General features: G+C 30.4%; 18 protein-coding genes. 9 read left to right on the forward strand and 9 right to left on the reverse strand.

The genetic code is table 11. The features are described from left to right. Positions 1-56: 56 nt before the first annotated feature. Positions 57-1,586: an Rne/Rng family ribonuclease gene (locus I0K12_RS15825; protein ID WP_196889114.1), complete on the reverse strand. Its 1,530-nt coding sequence runs from the start codon at positions 1,584-1,586 to the stop codon at positions 57-59. A 239-nt stretch (positions 1,587-1,825) separates the two neighbouring features. Then, positions 1,826-2,122 (reverse strand): HU family DNA-binding protein, encoded by a 297-nt coding sequence (locus I0K12_RS15830; RefSeq protein ID WP_196889115.1) that lies wholly within the window; start codon positions 2,120-2,122, stop codon positions 1,826-1,828. A 130-nt stretch (positions 2,123-2,252) separates the two neighbouring features. On the opposite strand from I0K12_RS15830, the gene mutY reads away from it, so the two are divergent. From mutY to gldD, 4 genes are read left to right on the forward strand one after another with little or no spacing between them, the layout of a single operon-like run. Further along, positions 2,253-3,317, forward strand: coding sequence for an A/G-specific adenine glycosylase (gene mutY / locus I0K12_RS15835; protein ID WP_196889116.1), 1,065 nt, complete (start codon positions 2,253-2,255; stop codon positions 3,315-3,317). 13 nt (positions 3,318-3,330) lie between these two features. After that, positions 3,331-3,771, forward strand: a complete 441-nt coding sequence (locus I0K12_RS15840) for a single-stranded DNA-binding protein (protein ID WP_196889117.1) — start codon at positions 3,331-3,333, stop codon at positions 3,769-3,771. Between the two features lie 20 nt (positions 3,772-3,791). Next, entirely contained in the window at positions 3,792-5,150 is a 1,359-nt protein-coding gene (gldE, locus tag I0K12_RS15845; RefSeq protein WP_196889118.1) for a gliding motility-associated protein GldE, read from the forward strand. Next, the gene (gene gldD / locus I0K12_RS15850; protein ID WP_196889119.1) at positions 5,128-5,709 is read left to right on the forward strand and encodes a gliding motility lipoprotein GldD; all 582 of its coding nucleotides are present in this window, start codon (positions 5,128-5,130) and stop codon (positions 5,707-5,709) included. The genes gldE and gldD overlap by 23 nt, the downstream gene beginning before the upstream one ends. Positions 5,710-5,764: 55 nt before the next feature. Here gldD and I0K12_RS15855 read toward each other — a convergent pair whose 3' ends face one another. The 4 genes from I0K12_RS15855 to I0K12_RS15870 all read right to left on the reverse strand — a co-directional run bounded on the left by I0K12_RS15855 (position 5,765) and on the right by I0K12_RS15870 (position 8,726). Beyond that, positions 5,765-6,397, reverse strand: coding sequence for a hypothetical protein (locus tag I0K12_RS15855; protein WP_196889120.1), 633 nt, complete (start codon positions 6,395-6,397; stop codon positions 5,765-5,767). 74 nt (positions 6,398-6,471) lie between these two features. Beyond that, a complete protein-coding gene (rnc, locus tag I0K12_RS15860; protein ID WP_196889121.1) occupies positions 6,472-7,206 on the reverse strand; it encodes a ribonuclease III in 735 nt (244 codons plus the stop codon). 25 nt (positions 7,207-7,231) lie between these two features. Continuing rightward, positions 7,232-8,482, reverse strand: a complete 1,251-nt coding sequence (gene fabF / locus I0K12_RS15865) for a beta-ketoacyl-ACP synthase II (protein ID WP_196889122.1) — start codon at positions 8,480-8,482, stop codon at positions 7,232-7,234. A 7-nt stretch (positions 8,483-8,489) separates the two neighbouring features. Next, positions 8,490-8,726: an acyl carrier protein gene (locus tag I0K12_RS15870; protein WP_196889123.1), complete on the reverse strand. Its 237-nt coding sequence runs from the start codon at positions 8,724-8,726 to the stop codon at positions 8,490-8,492. Between the two features lie 191 nt (positions 8,727-8,917). Here I0K12_RS15870 and purN point away from each other — a divergent pair, with 191 nt between their 5' ends. Beyond that, positions 8,918-9,484, forward strand: coding sequence for a phosphoribosylglycinamide formyltransferase (gene purN, locus I0K12_RS15875; RefSeq protein WP_196889124.1), 567 nt, complete (start codon positions 8,918-8,920; stop codon positions 9,482-9,484). Positions 9,485-9,509: 25 nt separating this feature from the next. After that, positions 9,510-10,121, forward strand: a complete 612-nt coding sequence (locus I0K12_RS15880) for a viroplasmin family protein (protein ID WP_196889125.1) — start codon at positions 9,510-9,512, stop codon at positions 10,119-10,121. A gap of 7 nt (positions 10,122-10,128) precedes the next feature. Here the strand turns inward: I0K12_RS15880 and I0K12_RS15885 are convergent, their stop codons facing one another. The 3 genes from I0K12_RS15885 to I0K12_RS15895 all read right to left on the reverse strand — a co-directional run bounded on the left by I0K12_RS15885 (position 10,129) and on the right by I0K12_RS15895 (position 15,655). Further along, a complete protein-coding gene (locus tag I0K12_RS15885) occupies positions 10,129-10,551 on the reverse strand; it encodes a hypothetical protein (protein WP_196889126.1) in 423 nt (140 codons plus the stop codon). 330 nt (positions 10,552-10,881) lie between these two features. After that, on the reverse strand, positions 10,882-14,217 hold the full coding sequence (gene mfd / locus I0K12_RS15890; RefSeq protein ID WP_196889127.1) for a transcription-repair coupling factor: 3,336 nt from the start codon (positions 14,215-14,217) through the stop codon (positions 10,882-10,884). Between the two features lie 262 nt (positions 14,218-14,479). Then, the gene (locus tag I0K12_RS15895) at positions 14,480-15,655 is read right to left on the reverse strand and encodes an aminotransferase class I/II-fold pyridoxal phosphate-dependent enzyme (protein ID WP_196889128.1); all 1,176 of its coding nucleotides are present in this window, start codon (positions 15,653-15,655) and stop codon (positions 14,480-14,482) included. A gap of 206 nt (positions 15,656-15,861) precedes the next feature. Between I0K12_RS15895 and I0K12_RS15900 the strand changes: the two genes are divergently transcribed. The 3 genes from I0K12_RS15900 to I0K12_RS15910 all read left to right on the forward strand — a co-directional run bounded on the left by I0K12_RS15900 (position 15,862) and on the right by I0K12_RS15910 (position 18,399). Next, complete coding sequence (locus I0K12_RS15900) at positions 15,862-16,260, forward strand: hypothetical protein (RefSeq protein ID WP_196889129.1); 399 nt, start codon at positions 15,862-15,864, stop codon at positions 16,258-16,260. A 46-nt stretch (positions 16,261-16,306) separates the two neighbouring features. Next, on the forward strand, positions 16,307-16,894 hold the full coding sequence (locus I0K12_RS15905; protein WP_196889130.1) for a penicillin-binding protein activator LpoB: 588 nt from the start codon (positions 16,307-16,309) through the stop codon (positions 16,892-16,894). 98 nt (positions 16,895-16,992) lie between these two features. Next, positions 16,993-18,399 carry a COG3014 family protein gene (locus tag I0K12_RS15910; RefSeq protein WP_196889131.1) on the forward strand — a complete coding sequence of 469 codons (1,407 nt, stop codon included), beginning with the start codon at positions 16,993-16,995 and terminating at the stop codon, positions 18,397-18,399. Positions 18,400-18,439: the final 40 nt, after the last annotated feature.

An 18,439-nucleotide genomic window follows, 5' to 3' on the forward strand; every position in this document is an offset into this window, starting at 1 on the left:
AACCTGCCATTTAAATGACAGGTTTTTAAGTCGATATTGTATAGCTTTACCTTACATTAATTCGTCTTAAAAAAACGATATTGTAAATATTGATAAGCATCTCTTGGTAATATTTTAATCCACTTTTTATACTTCAAAAACCATTTTACCTGAATAGATAAAAATCCTTGTTTTAAGTATGCAGCTACAAATGGATGAACATTTAAAGTGATTTTCTTATAATTATTATCTGTAATTATTTTCTCCAATGTTCCTTCAATCTTGTCTATTACAACAATTGGAGCATCAACTTCACCTTCGCCATTTGGGTTTGGCTCTTTGGTTTTGATATTCATCTCTGGTCTAACGCGTTGACGTGTAATCTGCACTAAACCAAACTTACTTGGAGGTAAAATTTTATGTTTTGTTCTATCGAATTGCATTTCATTTCTCAAATGCTCAAATAATTTCTGCCTATGTTCTGCAGAATGCATATCGATAAAATCAATTACGATAATTCCTCCCATATCACGTAATTGCAATTGTCTTGCAATTTCTGTTGCTGCAATTAAATTTACTTCTAAGGCAGTATCTGCTTGTGATTCAGATTTATTGGATCTGTTTCCACTATTCACATCTATCACATGCAAAGCTTCTGTGTGCTCTATCACAAGATAAGCACCTTTGCTCATCGAAACTGTCTTTCCAAAAGATGTTTTTATTTGTCTTTCTATTCCGTATTTTTCAAAAATAGGAACATTAGATTGGTGAAGTTTAACAATAGATTCTTTCCCTGGTGCAATTTCCTTTAGATATTCTACAATTTCCTGATTTAAAACCACATCATCTGTGATAATATTTGTAAAGGAATCATTGAAAACATCTCTTAAAATTGAGGAAGCTCTATTTAACTCACTTAATATTTTTGTTGGGGTCTGTGTGCTTCTACTAATTCTTTCACACATTTTCACCCACCTTTCTAAAGAATTTTGTAAATCTTTGTCTAATTCTGCTACTTTCTTATTCTTAGCAACAGTTCTTATGATTACTCCAAAACCTTTAGGTTTAATACTTTTTACTAGTCTCTTTAATCTTTCTTTCTCGGCATTATTCCCGATTTTTTGTGATACTGAGACTCTGTTTGAAAAAGGCACCAAAACTAGATACCTTCCTGCAATGGATAACTCTGAACTGATACGAGGGCCTTTTGTAGAAATTGGTTCTTTTACAATTTGAACCAAAATATTTTGTCCAGGTTTTAAAACTTCGGTGATTCCTCCGTTTTTATCAATATCTTTTTCAGGTTGAAAATTTTTAAGTGTAAAATCTTTTTCTTTTCCTGAAATTACTCCCTTAAGGAATTTATTTAATGATAATAATTGTGCTCCTAAATCATGATAATGTAAAAATCCATCTTTCTGATATCCAACATCAACAAATGAGGCATTTAATCCTTTTAAAACTTTTCCAGTTTTGGCTAAAAATATATCACCTACTGAAAATTTGTTATCATTTGTTTCTTTATTTAGCTCAATTAATTTACCATCTTTTAGTAAAGCAAAGTCAATATCAGAGGAACTTGATCTAATTATTAATTCTGTTTTCACTCTGAATTGTTTTTAAAATCTATAAAATAATAGATTTGGTTAAAGTAAATAATATCTTGTCTATAATATTTCAAAGAACTCTTTTCAATAAGAAAAAGTAAGCATATGCTTACTTCTTCTTGTGTCTATTTTGTCTAGATCTTTTCTTACGTTTGTGCGTAGAGATTTTACTTCTCTTTCTTTTCTTACCACTTGGCATAATATTGAATATTTTAAGTTAATAAATTTATTTGAACTTTTTAGTCTTCTACAACTTCTACTTTAGTTTTTACTCCTTCAATGAATACTTTCGCAGGTTTGAAAGCTGGGATATTGTGAGCAGGTATTTTTATCGTTGTGTTTTTTGATATATTTCTTCCAGTTTTTTCAGCTCTTTTCTTGATGATAAAAGATCCAAATCCACGTAAATATACGTTGTTACCGTTTTCAAGAGACTCTTTTACTTCTGCCATGAAAGCCTCAACAGTTGCCAATACATCAGCCTTTTCAATTCCAGATTTTTCTGAAATATTCGATACGATATCTGCTTTAGTCATTTTTGTATGTATTTTTATAATAAAATTAAAGGCTGCAAATATAAGCTTTTTAAATAACTTCAAAAAGCTAATTGATTAAAATTTAACGATATAAAAGTATTAATATTGCAAATTCAAAATCTAGAACTATATGTTTCATAATACACTGTTAAAGTGGTACTTAGAAAATAAAAGAAATTTACCTTGGAGAAATTCTTCCGATCCTTATCATATATGGATTTCAGAAATCATACTTCAACAAACAAAAATAGAGCAAGGATTACCATATTATGAGAAATTTATAAATAATTTTCCAAAAGTGGAAAATCTTGCAAATGCAGACGAAGAAGCTATCCTTAAAATGTGGCAAGGACTAGGGTATTATTCTCGTGCAAGAAATCTTCATTTTTCTGCAAAATATATTTTGAATGAATTAAATGGAGAATTTCCGAATACTTATAAAGAGCTTTTAAAATTAAAAGGTGTTGGTGATTATACTGCTTCCGCTGTTGCTTCTATTTGTTTTGATGAAAAAACTGCTGTTGTAGATGGGAACGTATATAGAGTTTTGGCTAGATATTTTGGAATTAACACTCCTATTAATTCTACAAAAGGGATTAAAGAATTTAAAGCTTTGGCTCAAAGTTTAATTTCTGAAGAAAAACCTGGAGAATACAATCAAGCAATTATGGATTTTGGCGCAACGCAATGTAAACCTCAAAATCCTCTTTGTGATTCTTGCCCTTTTAATGAAAGTTGTATTGCTTTGGCTAAAAATGAAATTTCAAACTTACCTGTCAAAGAAAAGAAAACTAAAATTTCTAAAAAGCATTTCAATTTCATCATACCTATAAATAGTAACAACAAAACTATTTTAGAAAAAAGAACTTCAAAAGGTATTTGGTTAAATTTATATCAATTTCCACTTTTTGAAACAAAATCTGAACTTACTGAAGAAAATTTTGAGATAGAAAATATAGTTGAAAAATATAATTTTGATATCAATACTATTAAATTATTTAACAATGAACCTATAATTCATAAATTATCACATCAACATATTCACACAAAGTTTTGGATTATTAACACATTTTCTGATAACGAAAATTTTATGGATTGGGATGAAATCCATCAATTTCCAGTTCCTATTTTAATTCATAATTTTATAAAAGAATTCGAACAAAAAAGAATTTTTAGTACATTTGATACTGAATAAAAACTCAAAAGCTATGGCTGGAACTCTTAACAAAGTAATGCTAATTGGTCATCTTGGAGATAATGTGAAAATGCATTATTTTGAAGAAGGAAATTCTATCGGAAGATTTCCTCTTGCAACCAATGAGACTTTTATCAACAAAAAAACAGGAGAAAGAATTACAAATACGGAATGGCATAATATTGTAGTTCGAAATAAACTTGCTGAAATTTGTGAAAAATATCTTACAAAAGGCGACAAAGTATATTGTGAGGGTAGAATCAAATCTAGACAATGGGAACAAGATGGTGTAACAAAATATACTACGGAAATTCAAGTTACAGATATGACCTTCTTGACTACTAAAAAAGATTTGAATCAAGCCAAAGAAGGAGGAAATCAAAATCAGATAAAAGAAGATAATTCTGTTTTGAAACCTTCTCCAAAAAATGAAGAAGAAGATTTACCATTTTAATAACCTTAAATTTTAATTAATTGGACTCAGGACCCGCCAGTATTATTACATTATTTTTTCAATTCGATTGGATTGTACTAGTTGATACAATCATATTATTAGTATTACTAATTCTTTCCGCAATGGTTTCTGGTGCAGAAGTTGCTTTTTTCTCCCTAACTAGAGAAGATATTGACGAAGCGCAGAACTCAAACTCTGCACAGCAACAACTTGTTGTAAAACTACTAGAAAAACCAAAAAAATTATTAGGAACCATTCTGATTTTTAATAATTTCATCAATATTTTAATTGTACTATTACTTACTGTTATTAGTACGGAGATATTTAAAGGTATCGAAAAAACAATTGTAATTCCTTTTATTGATTTTAATACAGGAATCAGCAACAAAACTTTTTTTGATATTGTTATTGCTACTTTCTTAATCTTACTTTTTGGTGAAGTTCTTCCAAAGGTTTATGCAAACAGAAATTCACTGAAATTTGCTACATTAATGGTAATTCCTCTAAAATACCTTAATATTTTACTTTCTTTTTTAACAAGTATTTTATTAGCAATTACAAATCTTATTGAAAGAGGACTTCAGAAAAATAAATCAGATATTTCTGTAGAAAGATTATCCGAAGCTTTAGAACTTACTTCAAACACTGCCACAACAGAAGATGAACAAAGAATTTTAGAAGGAATTGTAACTTTTGGAAATACAGATACTAGTCAAATTATGACTCCAAGAATTGATATCTGTGCTATTTCGGATGAAGAAACTTTTGAAAATGTGGTGGAATCTATTACTAAAAATGGTTATTCTAGAAATCCTGTTTTCCATGAAAATATAGATGAAATCGTTGGAGTTCTTTATGCAAAAGATTTAATTCCACATTTAAATAAAGAAGATTTTGATTGGAAAACATTAATTCGTTCGCCATATTTTATTCCTGAAAATAAAAAACTGGACGATCTTTTAAGTGATTTTCAAGAAATGAAAAACCACCTAGCAATTGTGGTAGATGAATATGGAGGTACTTCTGGAATTATTTCCTTAGAAGATGTAATCGAAGAAATTGTAGGAGATATTACTGACGAGTTTGATGATGACAATTTATCTTATTCAAAACTGGACAATAATAATTATGTTTTTGAAGGAAAAATAACACTTAAAGATTTTTGTAAAGTTTTAGAGGTTGATGATGCTATTTTTGAAGAAGCAAAAGGAGAAGCAGAAACTTTAGCTGGATTAATTTTAGAAATTTCTTCAAGATTTCCGAAAAAGAACGAAAAAATAATTTTTGAGAACTTTACGTTTATTATTGAAAGTGTAGACAAAACTCGTATTAAACAAATCAAAGTAACAACCCAAGATGAACAAAAAACAACTAACTAATACATTAATCTTTTTATCTTTTTTATCTATATTTTCTTTCTTCAGTTGTTCTGATGAAGATGTGATTCCAAAACCAAATGGTTTTTTAAGATTAAAATATCCTGAGGCAAAATATATTTCTTTTAAAGAAGATTGTCCTTATGTTTTAGAATATTCAGATCAAGCAACTTTTTCTATCAACCAAAGATGTTGGGGAGAAATTAGATATCCAAAACTTAAAGCGACTTTACATTTGACTTATCGTCCAATTAACGGAAATTTAGATGATGTTTTAAGAGATGTAGAAAAATTAACTTGGGAGCACACACAAAAGGCAGACGCTATCAACGCTCCAAAAGTTTATGAAAATGCAAAAGATAATGTGTATGGTAGTTTAATGAAAATTGATGGAAATGTAGCTTCTAATATTCAATTTCATGTTACAGATAGTACCAAAAACCTTTTATCTGGAGCTTTATATTTTGAAGTAAAACCAAATTATGACTCTATCGTTCCAGCTATTGAATACATTCAAAAAGATGTGCAACATTTAATGGAATCTGTTCGTTGGAAAAACTAAAAGACAAAACATATTATAAATAAAAAAGGAACTTTCTCAGTTCCTTTTTTTTATGTTATTTTTTCAAACCTAAAATAGTTGCGACCAATTTTTGTGCAAAATCTTCTGAAACTGACGAAATAGAACCTGGATCTGTAATTTCTGAAGTTGTAACGGAGATTAATTGTTTATCTTCTGGTAAAGTTAAATTATAAACTACCGTTTCCAAGGTATAGGTTTTAGAAACTGTATTATACCCTGGATGATGTACAACAAAGGCATTTGTACCCCAATAATATCCAAATCGATTGTAAACATTATAATAATTTGCAGTGGTATATCCTGGAACATGATTTCTCATTTTTTCAAAATCTACTACACGAGTAATTACAACATTATCAAAACCTTTTTGTACAATTTGTTTTTTAAATCGTTCAATTTGTTTTGTTTTCATTTTTTTAGAAAGTTGCAAATCAGGAAAAACTAAATAACTCTGTTCTGCATCTACTCCATGTTTCTGAAAATCTTTTGTAACTCTATCCTCTGAGATTGTTCTGACTTGCAGTCTATCTGACACATTCACTACAAGTGTTTTTCCTTCACGTATCGTTCCTACATCTGCGGATTTCCAAGCATCGGTAATCCTGACAGCGGAACAACTTCCTAACATAGCTGCTAAGACCACTAATAAAACTATTCTTACTTTCATCACCATATTCATTTAAAGTTTAAAATAAATATAGCCAAAAAACTTATTAATAGCTTGTTAAAAATAAAAGAGGATTATTTTTTCATCTGCTTTCTAAAAGCATAATATGCACGTTTTGAGGCAATTTCTTCTGCTTTTTTCTTTGAAGTAGCTCTACCTTTTGAAACCAATTTATCATCTACATATAATTTAACACTGAAATGTTTTAATTTATCATTTCCAGTATCTTCATATACATCAAATTTAAATTGCTTTTTTTGTTTCTGACACCACTCAATCAGAAGACTTTTATAACTCGTAATTTTTCCTTCTAACTTTGGTATATCTACATGTGGTTTAATTACTCTTTTACTGATGAATTTATGGCAATATTTATAACCTCTATCTAAGTAAATAGCTCCAATTAAAGCCTCAAAAATATTTCCGTGTACATTTTCACCAAATTTGGTAGAAGAAACATTACTTTCAATAAATTGAAGTAAGTCTAACTCTTTTCCTAGCTCATTTAAATGCTCTCTACTAACAACTTTAGAGCGCATTTGTGTCAAATAACCTTCATTTCCTGAAGGTACTTTCTTATATAAGTAAGATGCTATGACTGCTCCCAGCATAGCATCTCCTAAAAATTCAAGTCTTTCGTAATTTATTGGATTCCCCTTTTCATCTACTTTCTTTGCAGAACGATGTGTAAAGGCAACTTGATAATACTCTAAACTTTTTGGCTTAAAACCAATAATATTTTTTAACTCATTGTAAAACTTATCATCTTTTTTAGAATTAAAGCTTACTAATTTTTGAATGAATTTCATTCCTTTTTAGTTGAAATAAAAAATATTAGTCTAATTTCTTAAATAAAACACAAGCATTGTGTCCTCCGAAACCAAAAGTATTACTCATTGCGATTTTTACATCACGTTTTTGCGCTTCATTGAAAGTAAAATTCAATTTCGAATCAATATTTTCATCATCTGTGAAATGATTGATTGTTGGAGGTACAATTCCCTTCTCAATTGCCATTACAGAAGCAATAGCTTCAATAGCTCCAGCAGCACCTAATAAGTGTCCTGTCATTGATTTTGTAGAATTGATGTTTAAGTTATAAGCATGCTCACCGAAAACGTCTTTAATCGCTTTAGATTCTGCAATATCTCCAAGTGGTGTTGATGTACCGTGCATGTTGATAGCATCTACATCCTCTGGCTTTACTTCAGCATCTTTTAAACAATTTAACATTACGTTTCTTGCTCCTAATCCTTCTGGATGTGGTGCAGTAATGTGGTGTGCATCTGCAGATAATCCTCCTCCTGCAATTTCAGCATAAATCTTAGCTCCTCTTGCTACAGCGTGTTCATATTCTTCAAGGATTAAAGCTCCTGCTCCTTCTCCTAATACGAATCCTTCTCTGTCTGCATCAAAAGGTCTAGATGCTGTCTTTGGATCATCATTTCTTGTTGATAATGCATGCATTGCATTGAAACCTCCCATACCTGCTGCAGTAACTGCTGCTTCAGATCCTCCTGTTACGATCACATCAGCATATCCTAAACGGATGTAGTTTAATGAATCGATTAATGCATTTGCAGAAGATGCACATGCAGAAACAGTAGTAAAGTTAGGTCCTCTGAATCCATGCTTGATTGAGATATACCCTGGAGCAATATCAGCAATCATTTTTGGAATAAAGAAAGGGTTGAATTTTGGAGTTCCATCACCTTTTACAAAGTTTTCAACTTCGTTTTGGAAAGTTTCCAATCCACCTATTCCGGCTCCCCAAATAACGCCCACTCGATCTTTGTCTAAAGACGCAACATCTAATTGGGCGTTATTGATAGCCTCATCAGCAGCAACCATTGCGTACTGAGTAAATTTATCCATTCTACGAGCTTCTTTTCTGTCGATAAAGTCAGTCACTTTAAAGTCCTTAAGCTCGCAGGCAAAACGAGTTTTAAACTTTGATGCATCAAAATGAGTAATAGGGCCAGCTCCGCTAACTCCATTTACTAATCCATTCCAATATTCTTCTAAATTATTTCCTATTGGTGTCAATGCACCAAGTCCTGTTACAACAACTCGTCTTAATTTCATATAATTCTTATTTTTGTGCTTCTTCGATATAGCTAATTGCTTGACCTACAGTTCCAATGTTTTCTGCTTGATCATCTGGGATTTGAATATCAAATTCTTTTTCAAATTCCATAATTAACTCAACAGTATCTAATGAATCAGCTCCTAAATCGTTTGTGAAGCTAGCTTCTGCTGTTACTTCGTTCTCGTCAACTCCTAATTTATCAACGATAATAGCTTTTACTCTTGATGCAATGTCTGACATAATTTTTATTTTTTAAAATTTAATTACTCGGCAAAAATATAAAACTTTCTTTAATTCAAAATTTAATTTCTAATTTATTGACTTAAAAACGTTTTAATTATATGCGGCAAAAATAATAAAGATTTTTTATTTAAAACTCCGAAAGTTACTAATAATTTGTTTAATTATGCAATATTATTAAATCAAAGACAATGAAACGAGTTGTTATTTTAGCCTCAGGATCAGGCAGTAACGCTGAAAATATCGCTAATTATTTTAAAGATAATACAGAGGTAAAAGTAAGCTATATTATTACAAATAAAGCGAAAGCAAAAGTACTTGAAAGAGCTGAAAGACTTCAAATCCCATCAAAAATTTTCACAAAACAAGAGTTTTTAGATGGAAAAAATGTAGTAAATTTTCTTAAAAAAGAAGCAGATTTAATCATTTTAGCTGGATTTTTACTTAAAATCTCTCCTGAAATTGTTCAAAATTTCCCAAATAAAATCATCAATATTCACCCAGCTCTTTTACCAAAATATGGTGGAAAAGGAATGTATGGAATGAATGTTCATAATGCTGTAGTAGAAAATAAAGAGAAAGAAACTGGAATTACAATTCATTTTGTAAATGAAAATTATGATGAAGGTGCTATTATTTTTCAAAAATCAGTAGAAGTAACTTCGGAAGACACACCTGAAAATGTGGCACAAAAAGTACATCAATTGGAATATGCACACTTCCCGAAAGTAATTGAAGAAATCATTAATAATCTGTAAATTGTAAGAAAAAGCTTCTGAAACTATGGCTAAATCAAAATTTTATGTTGTTTGGAAAGGAAAAAAAACTGGCGTTTTCACAAATTGGAACGACTGTAAAGCTCAGATTGATGGTGTAAAAGGTGCACAATATAAATCGTTTGAAAATTACGAGTCGGCTAAAGAAGCTTTTTCTATAGGTTATGCAAATTTTAAAGCAAAATCTTCTACCACTCCCAAAAATGTAGGAAAACCAATTATTCCTTCGCTTTCTGTAGATGCTGCTTGTAGCGGAAATCCTGGAAGAATGGAATATCGTGGTGTAGATACAAAAACAAAAAAACAAATTTTTATTCAAGGACCTTTTGAAGACGGAACCAATAATGTTGGTGAATTTTTGGCTCTCGTTCACGGATTAGCTTTTTTAAAATCTAAAAACAGTAAACTCCCCTTATATACAGATTCTAAAATTGCGATGGGTTGGATTAAAACAAAACATTGCAAGACAACTCTTAAAAGAACAGCAAGAAACATTCATCTTTTTGAATTGATCGAAAGAGCTGAAAATTGGCTAAAAAACAACACATTTTCCACACAAATAATTAAATGGGAAACGAAAGTTTGGGGTGAAATTCCAGCGGATTTTGGAAGGAAATAAAAGAATCCTATATATGTTTTCGAATAATATACATCAAATCATCTACTATTTGCTTTATTAGCGAAGGAGGCGTTCCATCATCAAACTTAGAGGAAGTATATTCAAATTCACCTTCATCTACCGTTAAAGTTGCTGTAAGCGCTCCGCCATAAGCTCTACGATTTGTTGGAGATTTTAAATTGGAAATATCTGAAAGATTGATTTTTCGAACATCTCTATTTATTTTTTTCCAAAGTATCTGATCTGTATCAAAAGTTTGACTTACACCATTTTTTTCAAAAGTGGTTTTACTTGGTGTCATATGAACTTTTATTGATGCAGAAGCTCCTCCTGTTGTCTTTGCTACATATGTTACACTCTCAATTTCTTTTGACTGAGAAAACCCTAAAAAAGTAACAAATAATAAAGCGAAAAATATCTTTAGTTTCATAATTTCATTCTTTAGTAAATTAAAATTATAAAATTCAGGAAGTAGTTTTAGTTAAGAAAAAGAAAAAAGGGCTTTCATTTAAGAAACATTTAAATAATAGTTTTTTTGCGAAAGGGATTGTAGCGGTTAGCTTTTCTTTTTTTCAAAAATTTGTTTTTTCTTAGAAAACGGAGGCGACCTAAGAAGCCCACGTATTTCTTTAGAAAAACTTTTTTGGAAAAAGAAAACTAGTAGCGCAAAGCCCGACCCGAAGGGAACGCCCAAATTTGAGTTAATAAGATATTTAAACTTTAAAAAATAAAAAAGACTACTAAACAGTAGCCTTTTCTTTTATCCTTGAACTTGTTTTATGCTTTTCAAAGCTTTGTCTACATTAGTGATATTATCAAAAGTTAGAAGTAAGCGTAAACCTTGTTTAGTTTGTTTTTCTTTCATTTTACAAGCTGTTGGATTCATTTGTACAAATTGTAAAATCTTGGTAAAAGTTTCAGATTGGTAATAATCCGATTGTTGGTCTGAGACAAAATATCCAATTAACTTTCCTTTTTTCATGATGATTTTCTCGAAACCTAAATCTTTTGCAATCCATTTGATACGAACCATGTTTAATAAATCTTCTGCTTGTGATGGTAAATCTCCAAATCGATCTTCTAGCCTTTTTGCATAAGCTACTAATTCTTCTTCGTTTTGAAGTGCATCTAATTCATTATACAAACGCAGTCTTTCTGCAATTACATTGATATAATCATCAGGGAAAAGCATTTCGAAATCCGTATCAATTTGAATTTCTCTTACATAAACTTTCTCTGTTTCTTCGGAAACATATAAGTCTTTAAACTCGTTTTCTTTTAGTTCTAAAATAGCTTCATTTAAAATCTTTTGATAGGTATCAAAACCAATATCATTGATAAATCCGCTTTGTTCTCCACCAAGTAAATCTCCAGCTCCACGAATTTCTAAATCTTTCATGGCGATTTTGATTCCACTTCCTAAATCAGAGAACATTTCCAGTGCTTCAATACGTTTTCTTGCATCTTCCGTCATCATATGATAAGGAGGTGTGATGAAATAACTGAACGCTTTTTTATTCGAACGACCAACTCTTCCTCGCATTTGGTGTAAATCTGAGAGCCCGAAATTGTTGGCATTATTAATTAGAATTGTATTGGCATTTGGAACATCCAATCCACTTTCAATAATTGTGGTAGAAACTAAAACATCAAATTCATTATTCATGAAAGAAAGCATTAGTTCTTCCAGTTTTTTCCCTTCCATTTGCCCGTGACCAATTCCGATTTTTGCATCCGGAACTAATCTTTGTAGCATTCCAGCAACTTCTTTGATATTTTCAATTCTATTATGAATAAAGAAAACTTGTCCACCTCTAGAAATCTCGTATTGTAGTGCATCTCGAATGATTTCTTCATTGAAACGAATTGTTTGTGTTTCTATCGGATGTCTGTTTGGTGGAGGCGTTGAAATTACAGATAAATCTCTTGCTGCCATTAATGAAAACTGTAGAGTTCTTGGAATTGGCGTTGCAGTCAATGTTAAAGTATCTACGTTTTCTTTTACGGTTTTTAATTTGTCTTTTACAGCAACTCCAAACTTCTGTTCTTCATCAATAATCAATAAACCTAAATCTTTAAAAGAAACATTTTTTCCAACCAACTGATGTGTTCCAATCACAATATCAATAGCTCCTTCAGAAAGTTCTTTTAAAACCTGATTTTTTTGTTTTGCTGTTCTAAAACGATTCAAATAATCAATTCGAACAGGAAAATCTTTCAGTCTTTCTGAGAAAGTTTTGAAATGTTGGAAAGCCAAAACAGTTGTCGGAACCAAAATAGCAACTTGTTTTCCGTTGTCTACAGCTTTAAATGCCGCACGAATTGCAACTTCTGTTTTTCCGAAACCAACATCCCCACAAACCAAGCGATCCATCGGACTCTGTTTTTCCATATCTGCTTTTACGGCTTGCGTTGCGCTGTATTGATCTGGTGTATCTTCAAACATAAAGCTTGCTTCCAACTCATGTTGCATAAATGTATCTGGCTGGAATTGGAAACCTTTTTGCAATCTTCTTTTTGCATATAATTGAATCAAATTATACGCAATATGCTTGATTTTCGATTTCGTTTTTTGTTTTACTTTCTTCCAAGCTCCAGAACCAAGTTTATAAACTTTTGGTGGTTTTCCATCTTTTCCGTTGAACTTTGAAATTTTATGTAACGAATGGATACTGATGTACAAAATATCTCTATCACCATAAATCAGCTTAATTGCTTCTTGTTTTTTTCCTTCGACATCGATTTTTTGAAGTCCACCAAACTTTCCAATTCCGTGATCAATATGCGTTACATAATCTCCAATCTCCAGCGTATTCAACTCTTTTAATGTGATAGATTGCTTTTTTTGCGCACTATTTTTAAGCTGAAATTTATGGTAACGTTCAAAAATCTGATGATCGGTATAACAAGCAATTTTATTATCTAAATCCACAAAACCTTGATAAAGCGGAAAAACAATCGTTTCATAAGAAACTTCTTCCTCCATATCTTCAAAAATATCATGGAAACGTTGTGCTTGTTTTTCGTTTGTACAGAAAAGATAATTTTTGATTCCTTCAGAAGTATTTTTCTGTAAATTTTCAATCAATAAATTAAAATGTTTATTGAAAGAAGGTTGTGGTTTTATATTGAATTTTGCTGAAAAATGTGTTTTTTCATTCGTTTTTTGAGTGAAAACAGTTTTAAAATCTGCAAATTGATTTAAAATCATTTCACCATTACAGAAAAGTTCTTTTGGTTTTCCATGATTGATTTCTTTGGAAAGTTTTTCGAAAGCTTCTTCTGCTTTTTTGAATAAATTATCTAAACGATTTGCGATTAAATCTGCATTTTTATAAAACAAAATCGTTTTTGGAGAAATGTAAGAAAGAAAACTACTTCTTTTTTCTTGAAGTGTTTTGTTTTCTACATTTGGCATAATCAAAATCTTTGAAACTTTTTCTGTAGAAAGCTGAGTTTCGATATCAAAAACACGAATACTTTCAATTTCATCATCAAAAAATTCAATTCGATATGGATCTTCGTTAGAAAAAGAATAAACATCTATAATTCCTCCACGAACAGAGAATTCACCAGGTTCTGTAACAAAATCGACTCTTTTAAAATTATATTCAAAAAGAACTTCATTTACAAAATCAAGAGTTACTTTTTCGTTTACGCTTAATTTTAATGTATTATTTTCTAATTCTTTTTTGGTAACAACTTGCTCGAAAATTGCATCTGGATAAGTAACAATAATACTCGGTTTTTTCCTAGAATTGATTCGATTCAAAACTTCTGCACGAAGTAAAATATTAGCATTATCAACTTCTTCAATCTGATAAGGTCTGCGGTAAGAACCTGGATAGAACAACACATCTTTTGGATTGATTAATTGTTCCAAATCATTCAGATAATAAGCAGCTTCTTCTTTGTCATTAAAAATTAAAAGAAACGGGTTTTCAGTCTTTTTAAAAAGTTGCTCAATAACATAGGAAAGTGAAGAACCAACAGTATTCTCTATTTCTATCTTTGATTTCTCTTCAAGCAAAATCGGAACAATCTCTTTTAATTGCTGCGATTTTTCATAAACGGATGAAATGGTTGTTTTATTCAAAAGATTCGCTTTTTCACAAAGATACATTTCTTTGAAAAAAAAGTAAAAATTTTATTACACACCCTTAGCCCCTCTCAAGATGCAGGGCTGTCAAGTTCTAGTCTGATTTATTAATTTTATATAATCGCTGGTGCGAGTTTGTAACTCGTGACCACACAAATACTAGAAACAATGGGCACACTTTACAAAAGTGCACCAGGTTTTCAATTTAAAAAATGGAGGACCTGACAGCCCTGCTCTCAAGAGGGGAACTTAATTTGATTTAATGAACAGTTTCTAAACTTTCTAAGATCATTTCTGGTTGGAATTCTTGAATAGCTTGTTTTAAAATCGAACAAACTTCTTGAATCTCTTCTATTGAATTATAACTATGAATGCAAAAACGTAAACGCTCAGCTCCTTTTGGAACAGTTGGAGAAAGAATTGGTTTTATGTTGATACTATTTTCTTGTAATTTTTTTGCAATATTTTTTACAAAATCATTTCCACTTAAAACACAACATTGAATTGGACTTTCGCTCTCGATGAATTTTTTATCTAAGTCTAATTCTTTAATAGTTTCTTTAAAAAATTGAATTTTAGATTTCAATTCTTCGATAGCATTGGTTGTCTTTAATTCCTCAAAACTTTCTTTTATGGTTAAAAGTGAATGAACTGGCATTGCAGTTGTATAAATAAAAGAACGTGAAAAATTAACTAGATAGTCACAAAGATTTTTAGTTCCTAAAACAACAGCTCCATGACATCCGATTGCTTTTCCGAAAGTGTGGATTCTTGCAAAAACGATATCATTTAAACCTAGAAAATCTACAAAACCTTTTCCATTTTCACTATAAATCCCAGTAGAATGTGCTTCGTCAACGATTAGATAGCAATTATTTTCTTGACAAAAATCTGCGATTTCTTTCAAATTTGCAGCATCTCCATCCATAGAATAAATAGATTCTACAACTATATAAACATCTCCTTTTGCTCTTTGAAATTTCAATTTTAAACTTTCAAGATCATTGTGTTTAAAACCGAAAGCATTTGCATTGGAAAGACGAATTCCATCTCGAATCGAAGCATGAACTAATTCATCATATAATATAGTGTCACCTCGTTGCGGAATCGAAGAGAAAAAACCAACATTTGCATCGTATCCAGAATTAAAAAGAAGTGCGCTTTCAGTTTGATGAAAATTTGCTAAAAACTGCTCAATTTCTTGATACAAAGAACTATTTCCAGAAATAAGTCTAGAACCAGTGCTTCCATTTACATTTTGAAAACTGTGTACTTTTTCTAAAACTCTCTCTGAAATATGTTTGTTTTTTGAAAAACCGATATAATCATTTGAAGAAAAATCGATGCAAAAAGAATTCGTCGAAAGCGTTCTAAATGCATTGTTTTCTTTTCTCTTCTCCAGCTTTTCAGTTAATTTTTGTGAAATTTCTCTCATGTGGCAAAAATACTGAATTCATTTGTTTTAAGCACAAATTCTACTTTTTCTAATATTATTTTAAAAAAGCTGATAATTTTCATTTAAAAAACAAAATTCAAAACTTATTATTGAAGAGTTTATTTTTTGGTGTTTTAATTAATGTTTAACAAGGAATTGGCATAAATATTGGATTAATAAAAAAGAATTTAACCTAAATTTATATTATGAAAACTCTACCAATCATAGCGCTATTTTTTAGTTCGTTTTTGTTTGCACAACAAAACAGCGAATCTTTGGATTATGACCAAAATCCAAATTATAAAATAAGTCAAGAAAAATATATGAAGGAAGGTCAGCAATATGTGGCTTTAGAAGGAACTACACTTCAGCAAACTTATAAAGCTATTGATCCGATGGAAGAAAAAAGAGAATTGAAAGCTCTTAAGAAAAAATATCGTGCACAACGTTTGAAATGGAGACATGAAGAACGTATGGAAAAATATAAAAATGGATATGTAGAATATTATGAAGTACCTAGATCATCTATCAATTTTGGTTGGGGATGGAACAACTGGGGAAGATATTACAATCCGTTTTCATTCAATTATGGATTATATTTTTAATCGAAAATAAACAAGTATATATATCAAAATTAACGAATAGGTAAGTATGAAAAAAGTCATTTTACTAGCTACATTAAGCTTTATTTTAGTATTCTCTTTAGACTCTTGTTCAAGAAAAATACAACGTGTAAGTCCGGATCAAACAATTGATATTAGCGGAAGATGGAATGATACTGACTCAAGAGAGGTTTCAGAGGCTATGATTCAACAAGTTTTATCAGGAGCTTGGTTGGATAGGTATAAAACAAAATTTGGAAAAGAACCTGTAGTAATTGTAGGTTTAGTTCGAAACAAATCTCATGAGCATATTGATGCAGAAACTTTTATAAAAGATATCGAGCAATCATTTATTCGTAGTGGAAGAGTTCGTTTGGTAAAAGGAGGAGCTTTCCGTGAGGAATTGAGAGCAGAAAGAGCAGATCAACAAAATAACTCTTCGCTATCTACTGTAAAGAAATTTGGAAAAGAACTTGGAGCTGACTTCATGTTACAAGGAACAATCAATTCTATTGTAGATGCGCATAAAAAAGAAAAAGTTGTTTATTACCAAATCAATTTAGAATTGACAAATATTGAAACAAACGAAACTGTTTGGATTGGTGATAAGAAAATCAAGAAGTTTATTGAAAACTAAACCTTTCTTAAACAAAAAAATAATAACAGTTCTTAATTATAATTTATCTGAAATGCTCTCTTTCCCTAGAGAGCATTTTTTAAAAAGTGTGTTGTCTGATGAAATATTTATATTATAGTTTTCTTGGTTGTTTCTTGTTTTTGGTAAGCTGTGCTTCTTATCATGAAAAAAGTGCTTCTTATCAGAGCGCTTTAAACAATGGACAATATGAATTGGCTAACAAAGAAATAGACAAAAATAAATTCTTGAAGAAAAAAAGAAATTTGCTTTTGTATTATATGGAAAAAGGAACTGTTGCTCATGACTTACATCAGTATAAAGAAAGTAATGAGTTTTTCAACAAAGCAGATTATGCTATTGAAGATTATCAAAAAAATATTGGAGAAGAAGCATTAGCACTACTTACAAATCCCGAAACGAAAGATTTTGCTCCTGAAGATTTTGAAAAAGTAATGATTCATTATTATAAAGCTTTAAATTATACTTTTTTAAATCAGCCAGATGAAGCTATTGTGGAGTTAAAAAGATTGAATTTGCAATTGCAACAAATCAATGATAAATATCCGGCAGGAAAGAAAAATAGATATACTACAGATGCTTTTGCATTGAATTTTCAGGGAATGTTATACGAATCTACTGGAAATGTAAATGATGCTTTTATTTCTTATCGAAATGCTGTGGATCTTTATGAAAAAAATGGCGGAACTTATTTTGGTGTAAATCTTCCATTACAATTAAAAAAAGATCTAATTCGTACAGCACATATTTTAGGTTTTACGGATGAAGCTTTGAAGTATGAAAGAAAATTTAATTTACGATATGAAAAACCTCAAAACACAGGAGGAGAATTAATAATTTTTTGGGATAATGGTTTAGTTCCATATAAAGATCAAACATTTATTAATTTTTCATTTGTAAAAGGTCAAGGAGGAGTTGTTTCTATTGTGAATGAAGATTTTGATTTAATACTTCCAGTACCTTTACCAAGTAATAGCAGATCTACAAGGTTTTCTGATTTTGAAACATTCAATATGGCAATTCCAAAATATGTGGATAGAAAGCCCGTTTACACAAGTGGAAACGCAGAGGAAGGTTTGAATTCTTATAAGTTTGAAAAAGCAGAAGATTTTAAGGTTATTGCTTTTGAAACTTTAAAAGATAGAATGCTTCGAGAGATAGGAAAAGCTGCATTGCGTTTGGCTGTCAAAAAAACTACTGAATATACGGTGAGAAATCAAAATCAGGATATAGGTGCAGTACTTGGAATCTTCAATGCATTGACTGAAAAAGCTGATACGAGAAACTGGCAATCTTTACCAAATTCTATTTATTATGTTCGAATTCCACTACATCAAGGGATGAATTCAATAAAAGTAAATATTCGAGGAAGAAATGGTGAGAATAAAACACAAACGTATCAGATAGATGGAAATAAAAGAGTACAATTTTTGGACTTTACAACATCGAAAAGTTATCCTTCGCAACAGCAGTGGTATTCATATTAATGATTAAAAAAAGAATTTTTACAAACCTCTATAAAAAGAA

The sequence above is a fragment of the Aureivirga sp. CE67 genome (genome assembly GCF_015767245.1).
Classification (GTDB): domain Bacteria; phylum Bacteroidota; class Bacteroidia; order Flavobacteriales; family Flavobacteriaceae; genus Aureivirga.

Excerpts from the sequence above, each read along its gene's own strand:
- I0K12_RS15905 (WP_196889130.1), top strand. The coding sequence starts at position 16,307 with ATGAAAAAAGTCATTTTACTAGCTACATTAAGCTTTATTTTAGTATTC.
- I0K12_RS15880 (WP_196889125.1), top strand. The coding sequence starts at position 9,510 with ATGGCTAAATCAAAATTTTATGTTGTTTGGAAAGGAAAAAAAACTGGC.
- gldD (WP_196889119.1), top strand. The coding sequence starts at position 5,128 with ATGAACAAAAAACAACTAACTAATACATTAATCTTTTTATCTTTTTTA.
- fabF (WP_196889122.1), bottom strand. The coding sequence starts at position 8,482 with ATGAAATTAAGACGAGTTGTTGTAACAGGACTTGGTGCATTGACACCA.
- I0K12_RS15855 (WP_196889120.1), bottom strand. The coding sequence starts at position 6,397 with ATGAAAGTAAGAATAGTTTTATTAGTGGTCTTAGCAGCTATGTTAGGA.
- I0K12_RS15895 (WP_196889128.1), bottom strand. The coding sequence starts at position 15,655 with ATGAGAGAAATTTCACAAAAATTAACTGAAAAGCTGGAGAAGAGAAAA.
- I0K12_RS15870 (WP_196889123.1), bottom strand. The coding sequence starts at position 8,726 with ATGTCAGACATTGCATCAAGAGTAAAAGCTATTATCGTTGATAAATTA.
- rnc (WP_196889121.1), bottom strand. The coding sequence starts at position 7,206 with ATGAAATTCATTCAAAAATTAGTAAGCTTTAATTCTAAAAAAGATGAT.
- I0K12_RS15830 (WP_196889115.1), bottom strand. The coding sequence starts at position 2,122 with ATGACTAAAGCAGATATCGTATCGAATATTTCAGAAAAATCTGGAATT.
- I0K12_RS15840 (WP_196889117.1), top strand. The coding sequence starts at position 3,331 with ATGGCTGGAACTCTTAACAAAGTAATGCTAATTGGTCATCTTGGAGAT.
- I0K12_RS15885 (WP_196889126.1), bottom strand. The coding sequence starts at position 10,551 with ATGAAACTAAAGATATTTTTCGCTTTATTATTTGTTACTTTTTTAGGG.
- mutY (WP_196889116.1), top strand. The coding sequence starts at position 2,253 with ATGTTTCATAATACACTGTTAAAGTGGTACTTAGAAAATAAAAGAAAT.
- I0K12_RS15910 (WP_196889131.1), top strand. The coding sequence starts at position 16,993 with ATGAAATATTTATATTATAGTTTTCTTGGTTGTTTCTTGTTTTTGGTA.
- purN (WP_196889124.1), top strand. The coding sequence starts at position 8,918 with ATGAAACGAGTTGTTATTTTAGCCTCAGGATCAGGCAGTAACGCTGAA.
- I0K12_RS15900 (WP_196889129.1), top strand. The coding sequence starts at position 15,862 with ATGAAAACTCTACCAATCATAGCGCTATTTTTTAGTTCGTTTTTGTTT.